Below are 9,487 nucleotides of genomic sequence, written 5' to 3'. Positions count from 1 at the left end.
GGCGAACGCGCCCCGGCACCTCGGTCCCGCCCTCTGGAGCCGGGGCCTGTCGCGCTCGGCCCGGGCCGACATTGGCCGGGACGTGTTGTCCGCGCCTGGCGATCCGTTGCCCGTCATTGGGGCCCTGGCCGACGCCGCCGGCTTCGCGTTGTCCGCCCTCTTCACCGGCCGCTCACTGACCCAGGCTATGACCGCAGACATCGAATGGAACGGCCGCCCGCTCGAGGCCGCCCGCTGGAGCTGCCCGTGACGCCCCTGCCCGACAGCCTGGCCCGCAGCTGGCAGATGGCCGCCCTGTCCCGCGAGGTCGGCAAGGCGCCGCTGGCCCGCACGGTCGCCGGCGCGCCGCTGGTGCTGTTCCGGAATGAGGCCGCGCGGATCGGGGCGCTGATCGACCGTTGCCCGCACCGCAACTATCCCCTGTCCGAGGGCAAGGTGATCGGCGGCGCGATCCAGTGCCCCTATCACGGCTGGCGCTTCGCGGCGGACGGCGCCTGTGTCGAGGTGGCGGGCTGTGACCTGAAGCCGGGCGAGGACCGCCGCCTGTCCGCCTCGGCCGTCGAGACGCGCGAGGTCAACGGGGCGGTGCTGGTCCGTCTGTCGCCAGGCGGTCCCGACCTGCCGAACCTGGACCCGTGGGGCGATCCCGGCCACGATCATTTCTGGTGGTCCCAGGGCGTCTGGCGCGGCCGCGCCCTGGACGCGCTGGAGAACGTGCTGGACCCGTTCCACACCAACTTCATCCACGACGGCATCATCCGCCGCAGTGCGCGGCGGATCCCGGTGCGCCTGTCTGTGCGGGCGGGCGAGGACTGGATCGAATCGATCATCGAACAGCCCCAGCCGGACCTGGGCTGGATGTCCCGCCTTCTGGAACCGCCCCGCGATCGCAGCCGAACGCGTCTCTATTCCCCCACCCTGGTCCAGGCCCGCTGGGAGGGGCCCAAGGGCCTGACCCTGTGCGTCACCGTTTTCTTCACCCCGGTAACGCCCACGACGCTCATGCCCTTCGCCTGCTTCACCACCCCCAAGGGCCGTGGGCCAGGCTGGTTGAAGGAGGCGGCGATCCGCCTGTTCCTGGAGCCGGTGGTGGCCCAGGACCGGCGCGCCCTGGCCACGCAGCTGGACAACATCGAGCGCTTCGGCGCCCCGCGTTTCCTCCAGGGGCCGGGCGACCTGCTGGGGGCGCGGGTGGCGCAGCTCTACCAGGGCCAGAGGATCGAGCCGGGCGAGGAAGGCCCGTTCGAGTGCGAGCTCTAGCTCAGGTCCCCGCCTTGGCCGCCGGCCGCGCCCGGCAGGCCTCAAGCCAGCGCGCCAGATGGGTCAGCTCCTCGGGCGGCCGGTAGCGGATCAGCCGCGCGAAATCGAGCCCGACCACGCCCACGATGTCGGCGATGGTGAAGCGGTCCTCGGCCAGGAACTCGTGCTCGGCCAGGCGGCGATCGAGCGTCCTCATGAATTTTTCGGCGGCGAGGCGGTTGTACTCGGCCACCTGCGGCACCTGGGTCGCCTCGATCGCCGCGAGGGCCGGATGCGAGTGGCGCACGTTCAGCATGATCGGATTGGCCAGGTAGAACTCGCAGCGCCGGGTCCACATCTCGATCACCGCCTGCTCGCGCGCGTCGCGGCCGAACAGGTTGGGCTCGGGATAGATGGCTTCCAGATAGCGGCCGATGGCGATCGATTCCGAGATGGTCGTCCCGTCGTCCAGTTCCAGGGCCGGGACATGGGGGACGCCGACCCGGGCGCGGTAGTCGGGCGTCTTGTGCTCGCCCACCATGATGTCGATCTCGATCAGCTCGACGTCCTGGACGCCCTTCTCTGCCATCACCCAGCGGACCCGGCGCGGATTGGGCGCGCGGTGCGAGGTGTAGAGCTTCATCGCGACCTCCGTTTCTTATCGCAACGGTATCAGCGGAAGATCGCTCCCGGCAAGGCCCCGACCACGCAGGCGGTCATCAGGGTGGCCAGGAAGCCGGCGAACAGCCCCTTCCAGACCAGGCCCAGCACCTCCTCGCGTCGTTCGGGCATCAGGACGCTGAGGCCCGTCACGGTGATGCCGACCGAGCCGATGTTGGCGAAGCCGCACAGCGCATAGGTCATCAGCATGCGGGTGCGCTCGCTCATCTCGCCGGCGGGCACCTTGCCCAGCTCGATGAAGGCGACGAACTCGGTCAGCGTCAGCTTGACCCCCAGCAACCATCCGGCCTTGCCCGCCTCGTCCCAGGACACCCCGGTCAGCCAGGCCACGGGCATGAAGATCCAGCCCAGCACGCGCTCGACCGTCACATGGTCCCCGAACAGCCACAGGCCGCCGACCATCACGTTGACCAGGGCGACCAGGGCCACGAAGACGATCAGCACCGCCGAGATGTTCAGCACCACCATCAGCCCGTCCGAGGTGCCCTTCACGATAGCGTCGATGGCGCTGTCGTACTTCAGGGCCGAGGTGTAGTCGGCGTCCTCGCACTCGTAGCCGGCCTTCTCGGGAATGATGATCCGCGCCAACAGCACCCCGGCGGGGGCTGAGACGATCGAGGCGACCAGGACGTGGCCCGCCGCGTTCGGCAGGGTGGCCGACAGGATGGCGGCGTAGGCCACCATGGTCGAGCCGGCGACCGTCGCCAGGCCCACGACCATCATCAGGAACAGCTCGGACCGCGTCAGCTTGTCCAGATAGGCCCGGATGACGATCGGGCTTTCGATCATGCCCAGGAAGATGTTGGCCGCCACCGCCAGGGCCGAGGCGCCGCCCAGACCCATGGTGCGCTGGAACAGCAGGCCGAAGCCCTGGGTGATCCACTTCAGGATCTTCCAGTGCCAGAGCAGGGCCGACAGCGCCGAGATCACCAGGATCAGCGGCAGGACCTGGAAGGCGAAGGTGAACAGGGCCGGCTGGTTGGAGATCACATAGGGCTGGTCGCCGCCCGCCAGATAGCCGAACACGAACTGAGTGCCGCGATTGGTCGCCAGCGCCAGGCCGTCGACCGCGCCGGTGATCGCCGCCAGTACGTTGCGGGACCCCGGAATGGCGAACAGGGCCAGGACCAGCACGGCCTGCACCGCGACCGCTCCCAGCGCCAGTCGCCAGGGAAAGGCGCGCTTGTTCTCCGACAGACCCCAGCAGGCCGCGAGGATGACCAGCAGCCCGAGCAGGCTCTGGAGATTCAGCAGGCTGAACATCGAACGTCTTCCCCGACCGGCTCCCCGCCGGACCCGTCCCGTTGAACGCCACGTCGGCGCGTCTGGCAAGCACGGAAACCGTGACGCGAATTCGCCGCCGCACGGCCAAGGTTCCGCTCCCGCCCAGCCCACACTTCGCCTCGATCCGGGCGCGCCATCACGGAACCGTGATCAGCACGGGACAGGGAGAACGACGATGCGAAAGGCACTGATGCTGGCCTGCGCCAGCGCACTGGTTCTATCCGCCTGCCAACCGGCGGCCGAAGACAACACGTCCGACTACGCCTCCACTGAAGCCTCCGACCAAGCCGTCGATGTCAACGTCGTCGAGCCGGCGTCGGCCGCGACGCGGCCGCCACCCATCGGATCGAGACGCCCCCGTCTCCCAAGTTGCAGGTGCGGGCGCCCTCGACGACGGACGGCGTGGTCCGCCGCCCGACCGGACGAGACCGCCCGCCGCCGACGTCTCCCCTGGCTCAGGAGCCGACGCCCCAGCGCGTCGCGCCGTCGCCGGCCCCCGCCCCGCTCGCGCCGATCGCCCGCATCGCCTACGCGTTCAGCTATGTGATGTCCGCCCCCAAGGATCGCGGCGCCGAACTGATGAGCCGGCACGAGTTCGCCTGCGTCTCGGCGGGCGCGGGCCTCTGCCAGGTGGTCACCGCCCAGGCCGACTGGACCTCGCGCAACCCGGGCGGCCGTCTGGAGCTGCGGGGTCAGCCCGAATGGCTCAACCGGTTCCGCTCCACCCTGGCGATCGACGCCCAGAACGCCGGCGGCCGGCTGGAGGAGGCGGTGACCGAGGGCGAGGACGTCACCCGCGGCATCGACGAGGCCGAGACCGGGGCCAAGACCACCGCCTCCCTCGCCGAGCGGATCCGCGAGTTGCAGCGCCGTCAGGGCGGAACTTTGGCCCAGCGGTTGCAGATCGAGCGGGAGCTGGCCGACCTCCAGCGCCAGTACGACGCCCAGCAGATTCAGCTGCGCGAACTGAACGCCCGCGTGCAGTCCGCCCGGCTGACGATCGAATACCGCGAGGGCGGGGTCATGGCGGCCGACAGCCCGACGCGGCCGGTGGCCAAGGCGCTCCAGAACGCGTTCGGCCTGTCCATGGGCATGCTGGCGATCCTGATCACCGTCGGCTCGGTCCTGCTGCCGATCGCGGTCATCGGCGGCGTGGTCTGGTGGGCGACGGTGCGCCGGCGCAAGGCGGCGGCGGCCTAGGCGACATCGACCCTGATCGACGTGCGTTCACCTTGTCATCCCGGACGCCGCGCAGGCGGCGATCCGGGAGGCTCGGGCGCGTAAACGTCGTCCGCCCGGAAGCTGCGTCAGCAGCTATCCGGGCGACAGGTCGGGGCATGCGATCGCCTGTCTCCCGGACAATCGCGCGGCGATTTCCGGGAGGTCCGGATGGTCTGTGCATTCCGTCCCGGATCGCCGCAGGCGGCGTCCGGGATGACAAGCGGCTCGAAAACCGGGTCCCTTCAGCCCGCCCGGCCGGCCGCGACCTGGTCCGCCGCCTCGCCGATCGCGGCCCACATCCGGCCCAGGTCGTCCTCGCCGACGCAGTAGGGCGGCATGACGTAGACCGTGTCGCCCAGCGGCCGGATGAGCAGGTCCCGCTCCAGGAAGAAGGCCTGCAGCCAGGGCCCCAGCCCGGAGAGATAGCCTTCGGCCCCGGCGTGGAAATCCACCGCCGCGACTCCGCCCAGCCGCCGGGGGTCGGATACGGCCGGGTGACCCGACAGCCCCTTCAGCCCCGCCTCGAGCCCCGCGCCCAGCGCCGCCACCCGCTCCAGCACCGGCTCCTCGCGCCAGATGGCCAGGTTCTCGGCGGCGACGGCGCAGGCGATCGGATTGGCGGTGTAGCTGGACGAGTGGAAGAACATCTTCGACCGGTCGGTCGAAAGGTGCGCCTCGAAGACCGCCTCGGTAGCCAGGGTCGCCGCCAAGGGCAGGGCGCCGCCGGTCAGGCCCTTGGACAGGCACAGGATGTCCGGCGTCACGCCCGCCTGCTCGCAGGCCAGCAGGGTCCCCGTGCGGCCCCAGCCCGTCATCACCTCGTCGGCGATGAACAGCACCTCGTGCTGGGCGCAGACCTCGCGGAACGCCCTCAGCACGGCCGGCGGATACATCAGCATCCCGCCCGCCCCGAGGATCAGAGGCTCGACGATGAAGGCGGCAGGCCGCGGCTCCGACATGCAGGCCGCCTCCAGCGCGTCGATCGCCGTCTGTTCGGCTCCGGGCTCCGGGAAGGGGATCGTCGCCACATCGAATAGCAGGGGCGCGTAGGCGCGGTTGAACACGCCCCGTTCTCCCACCGACATCGTGCCGATGGTGTCGCCGTGATAGCCGTGTTGCAGCGTCACGATCCGGTGCCGGGGCCGTCCGGTGTTGAGCCAGAAGCCCAGCGCCATCTTCAGCGCGACCTCCACCGCCGTCGACCCGCTGTCGGAATAGAAGACGCGGGTCAGCGGCTCGGGCGTGATCTCGACCAGGCCCCGCGCCAGGGTCTCGGCCGGTTCGTGGGTGAAACCGGCGAAGATGATCTGGTCGTAGGCCTCGCTGGCCCGGCGGATCGCCGCCTGCAGGCGCGGGTGGCTGTGGCCGTGGGTGATCACCCACCAGCTCGAGATGGCGTCGACGATGCGGCGGCCGTCCTCGGTCCACAGCGCCGCGCCTTCGGTGCGCGCCACGCGCGGGATCGGCGCGTTGAGCCCGTGCTGGGTGAACGGGTGCCAGACCGGCGAGGTCGTCACGCGAAGTCCTCCAGGTCGAAGGCGTCGGAGAAGACCTGGATCAGTCCGTCCGGGGTCAGCGGGTCCAGTCGCGGCAAGCGGCCCAGGCGCTTCACCTCGCCGAAGCGGGCGATGGCCTCCTCGGAGGATGGATTGGCCTCGCCGATGAAGGCCACGCCCACGACCGGGACGCCGCGGCGGCGCAGCGCCTCCAGCGTCAGCAGGCTGTGGTTGATCGTGCCGAGACGGGTCGAGGCGCAGACGACCGTCGGGACGCCCCAGCGCGCGAACACATCGGCGTACAGCACTCGGTCGTTCAGCGGGACCAGGGCGCCGCCCGCGCCCTCGACGACCAGCGGGCGATCGCAGGCTGGAAGGACCAGCGCGTCGGCGTCGATCTCCACGCCGTCCAGGGCCGCCGCCAGGTGCGGCGAGGCGGGGGTGTGCAGACGCCAGGCCTCGGGCAGGACACGATCGGGGGCCAGGCCCGCCAGCCGGGTTACGGTCTGCGCGTCGGTCCCGCCCTCCAGCCCCGCCTGCACCGGCTTCCAGTAACAGCCGTCCAGGGCCCGGGTCAGCGCCGCGGCGAAGACGGTCTTGCCGATGTCGGTGTCGGTTCCGGTGACGACGAAGCGGGTCATCCGACGTCCGCCAGCAGGGGCTCCAGGGCGTCGACCAGGGCTTCGACGTCCGCCGGGCCGGCGTTCAGCGTCAGCGAAACCCGCAGGCGGGCCGTGCCGATGGGCACGGTCGGCGGTCGAATTCCCCGGATGTCGAAGCCCTGGCCCTGCAGCGCGGCGGCGAGCGACATCGCCCGGGCGTCCCGCCCCAGGATCACGGGAATGATGGGGGAGCCGGTGGCGGACACGCCCAGCCGGCGTTCGAACAGGTCTCCAGCCTTGGCGGTCAGGGCGGCCAGCCGCGCCCGCCGGTCCCCGTCCCCGATCAGCGTCAGCGCGGTCCGGCAGACCGCCGCCATCAGCGGCGAGGGCGCGGTGGAGAAGATGAAGCCCCGCCCCCGGTTGACCAGGAAGTCGACGATGGTCCGGTCGCCGAGGACCAGCGCCCCCTCGCTGCCCAGCGCCTTGCCGCAGGTTCTCAGGGTGACGACGTTCTCGCGTCCCTCCAGCCCCGCCGCCAGCCCGCGGCCGCCGGGACCGAAGACGCCGGTCGCGTGCGCCTCGTCGATCAGCAGCATGGCGCCGCGCCGATCCGCCAGCGCGGCCAGCTCCGCCAGGGGGGCCTGGTCGCCGTCCATCGAATACAGGCTCTCGACCGCGATCCAGACCGCGCCCTTGCCGCCCTCGGCACGCCAGGCGGCGATCGCGCTCTCGATCGCGCCGACATCGTTGTGCGGGACCGTCCGGACCTCGGCGCGACCCAGCTTCATGCCCTCGTGGGCGCTGGCGTGGATCAGGGCGTCGTGGACCACCAGGTCGCCGCGCTGGGGCAGGCAGGCCAGCAGGGTCGCGTTGGCCGCGTAGCCGGACGAGAAGTAGAGCGCCGCCCGGCCCCGAACAGCGCCGCGGCCTCGGCCTCCAGGGCCTCGTGCTCAGGATGATTGCCCGCAGCAGGCGCGAGCCCCGGACCCGACCGGCACGCCTCGGTTCAGGGCGGCGGCGGCCGCTTCCTTGAGCTCGGGCGACTCCGCCAGGGCCAGGTAGTCGTTGGACGAGAAGTCGACGCCCGCGCGCGGCCTCAGGTGGCGGCGGCGGCCAGCGGCGGTCAGCCGGTCAAGGCCGGTGCGGTGGGCGTCGAGAGGGTTCAAGCGGGATCAGACCTGACGGCGCACCAAGCGGCCGTAGTCCTCCATCAGGCCCAGGCTGAGTGGGCCGGGCGTGAAGCGGTATTCGCCGATCTCGCTGACCGGCGTCACCTCCGCGGCGGTGCCGGTGACGAAGCATTCGCTGAAGGTCGCCAGCTCCTCGGGCCGGATGTGGCGCACGACCACCTCGATCCCCTTGGCCTTGGCCATCTCGATCACGGTCTGGCGGGTGATGCCGTCCAGGATGGCGTCGACCGGCGGGGTGTGCAGCACGCCGTCCTGCACGAAGAAGACGTTGGCGCCGGTGGCCTCGGCCACGTAGCCGCGCCAGTCCAGCATCATGGCGTCGGCGTAGCCGCGCTTCTCGGCCGCCATCTTGGACATGGTGCAGATCATGTACAGACCGGCCGCCTTGGCCGCCGACGGAGCGGTCATCGGGTCGGGGCGACGCCACTTGGCCCACTCCAGGCGAATCCCGCGGGCCTTGGTCTCGGGGTCGAAATAGCTCGGCCACTCCCACACGGCGATGGCCACGTGGGTCTTGTTGTTCTGGGCCGAGACGCTGACCTGTTCGGGCCCGCGGTAAGCGACGGGACGCACATAGCAGTCCGAAAGACCCATCTTTTCGCAGGTTTCCTTGCAGGCCGCGTCGATCTCGGCCACGCTGTACGGAAGGTCGAAATCCAGCAGGTTGGCGGAGCGCTGCAGACGTTCCGAATGCGGCGTCAGCTTGAAGATTTCGCCGCCATACATACGCTCCCCCTCGAACACCGACGAGCCGTAGTGCAGGGCATGGGTCAAAACGTGCGTCTTCGCTTCCCGCCAGGGCACGAAATCGCCGTCCATCCAGATCCAGCCGTCACGATCGTCGAAAGGAACGAAGGCCATTGAAGAACGTCTCCCGCGAAACTCCCCGGTTTAGACCCGCCGGAATCGCTCAGGTCAACGCCTGTCGCGTCCATCGGGCCCGACTCGCATGAGCGACGTTCGCGCATTCGGGCGTTCGGGCCCCATCGCGGGCCCTGGCGCGGGCCGCCATCTGCTGGTCGTCGATGACGACGACCGCATCCGCGAACTGCTGAAGGAATTCCTGACCCGCGAAGGCTATCGCGTCACCGGCGCGGCCCACGCGGCGGCGGCCAAGCGGCTCGTCGAGCTGATCGAATTCGACCTGATCGTGCTGGACGTCATGATGCCGGGCGAAAGCGGCTTCGACCTGACGACCTGGATTCGGGGCAAGGCCGAGACCTCCAAGACGCCGGTTCTGCTGCTGACGGCGAAAGGCGATCCGGACGACCGGATCGAAGGCCTGTCGCGCGGCGCCGACGACTACATGTCCAAGCCCTTCGATCCTCGCGAACTGGCGCTGCGGATCGACGCCATCCTGCGCCGCACCGGCGGCAAGCCGCTGACCCCGCGCGAGATCAAGCTGGGGCCGGCGGTGTTCGACATGGAGCGGCTGGAGCTGATGCGCGACGGCAAGCTTCAACGTCTCACCGAGGCCGAGGCCCAGTTGCTGAAGACCCTGGCGATCCACGCCCACGCCCCGGTCGAGCGCATGAGCCTGTCGCCCGACACCGCCGACATCACCGGCCGGGCCGTCGACGTGCAAGTGACCCGGCTGCGCCGCAAGCTGGAAGCCGATCCCAAGAACCCGCGCTACCTGCAGACCGTGCGCGGCGTGGGCTACATGCTGGCTCCGGACTGATGATGCGCATGCCTCCCGATCGGGGGAGGGGGACCGCGAAGCGGTGGAGGGGCGCCGGCCCCGGCGCACGTTTCGCAACCCCTCCACCATCCT

10 protein-coding genes and 1 pseudogene are annotated in these 9,487 nt (G+C 70.4%); 4 read left to right on the top strand and 7 right to left on the bottom strand.

The window, feature by feature from the left end; all coding sequences use genetic code 11:
* Both AC2W7C_RS08980 and AC2W7C_RS08975 read left to right on the top strand, forming a co-directional pair.
* On the top strand, nucleotides 1-250 hold a 250-nt coding region (locus tag AC2W7C_RS08980; RefSeq protein WP_486001129.1), incomplete at its 5' end, for a hypothetical protein.
* A complete protein-coding gene (locus AC2W7C_RS08975; RefSeq protein WP_486001128.1) occupies nucleotides 247-1,260 on the top strand; it encodes a Rieske 2Fe-2S domain-containing protein in 1,014 nt (337 codons plus the stop codon). The genes AC2W7C_RS08980 and AC2W7C_RS08975, both read left to right, overlap by 4 nt.
* 1 nt (nucleotide 1,261) lies before the next feature.
* On the opposite strand, the gene AC2W7C_RS08970 is transcribed toward AC2W7C_RS08975, so the two are convergent.
* Nucleotides 1,262-1,882 (bottom strand): glutathione S-transferase family protein, encoded by a 621-nt coding sequence (locus AC2W7C_RS08970; RefSeq protein ID WP_486001127.1) that lies wholly within the window; start codon nucleotides 1,880-1,882, stop codon nucleotides 1,262-1,264.
* 29 nt (nucleotides 1,883-1,911) lie between these two features.
* On the bottom strand, nucleotides 1,912-3,183 hold the full coding sequence (locus AC2W7C_RS08965; protein WP_486001126.1) for a NupC/NupG family nucleoside CNT transporter: 1,272 nt from the start codon (nucleotides 3,181-3,183) through the stop codon (nucleotides 1,912-1,914).
* A 396-nt stretch (nucleotides 3,184-3,579) separates the two neighbouring features.
* Here AC2W7C_RS08965 and AC2W7C_RS08960 point away from each other — a divergent pair, with 396 nt between their 5' ends.
* On the top strand, nucleotides 3,580-4,404 hold the full coding sequence (locus tag AC2W7C_RS08960; protein WP_486001125.1) for a DUF4349 domain-containing protein: 825 nt from the start codon (nucleotides 3,580-3,582) through the stop codon (nucleotides 4,402-4,404).
* Between the two features lie 263 nt (nucleotides 4,405-4,667).
* Here AC2W7C_RS08960 and AC2W7C_RS08955 read toward each other — a convergent pair whose 3' ends face one another.
* The 5 genes and pseudogenes from AC2W7C_RS08955 to AC2W7C_RS08935 form a co-directional block, all read right to left on the bottom strand.
* A complete protein-coding gene (locus tag AC2W7C_RS08955) occupies nucleotides 4,668-5,942 on the bottom strand; it encodes an adenosylmethionine--8-amino-7-oxononanoate transaminase (protein ID WP_486001124.1) in 1,275 nt (424 codons plus the stop codon).
* A complete protein-coding gene (bioD, locus tag AC2W7C_RS08950) occupies nucleotides 5,939-6,562 on the bottom strand; it encodes a dethiobiotin synthase (RefSeq protein WP_486001123.1) in 624 nt (207 codons plus the stop codon). The genes AC2W7C_RS08955 and bioD overlap by 4 nt, the downstream gene beginning before the upstream one ends.
* Nucleotides 6,559-7,416 (bottom strand): annotated as a pseudogene (locus AC2W7C_RS08945) (aminotransferase class I/II-fold pyridoxal phosphate-dependent enzyme); the annotation flags it as partial. The pseudogene AC2W7C_RS08945 and the gene bioD, both read right to left, overlap by 4 nt.
* A gap of 57 nt (nucleotides 7,417-7,473) precedes the next feature.
* On the bottom strand, nucleotides 7,474-7,689 hold the full coding sequence (locus tag AC2W7C_RS08940; protein ID WP_486001122.1) for a hypothetical protein: 216 nt from the start codon (nucleotides 7,687-7,689) through the stop codon (nucleotides 7,474-7,476).
* 6 nt (nucleotides 7,690-7,695) lie between these two features.
* Nucleotides 7,696-8,574 carry a branched-chain amino acid aminotransferase gene (locus AC2W7C_RS08935; protein WP_486001121.1) on the bottom strand — a complete coding sequence of 293 codons (879 nt, stop codon included), beginning with the start codon at nucleotides 8,572-8,574 and terminating at the stop codon, nucleotides 7,696-7,698.
* Nucleotides 8,575-8,662: 88 nt separating this feature from the next.
* Between AC2W7C_RS08935 and AC2W7C_RS08930 the strand changes: the two genes are divergently transcribed.
* Nucleotides 8,663-9,394 (top strand): response regulator, encoded by a 732-nt coding sequence (locus AC2W7C_RS08930; RefSeq protein WP_486001120.1) that lies wholly within the window; start codon nucleotides 8,663-8,665, stop codon nucleotides 9,392-9,394.
* The last annotated feature ends 93 nt before the right edge of the window (nucleotides 9,395-9,487 follow it).

Source organism: Brevundimonas sp. CURTG3B2_SDJG (assembly GCF_057364705.1).
This window is presented reverse-complemented; position numbering and strand designations above follow the sequence as displayed.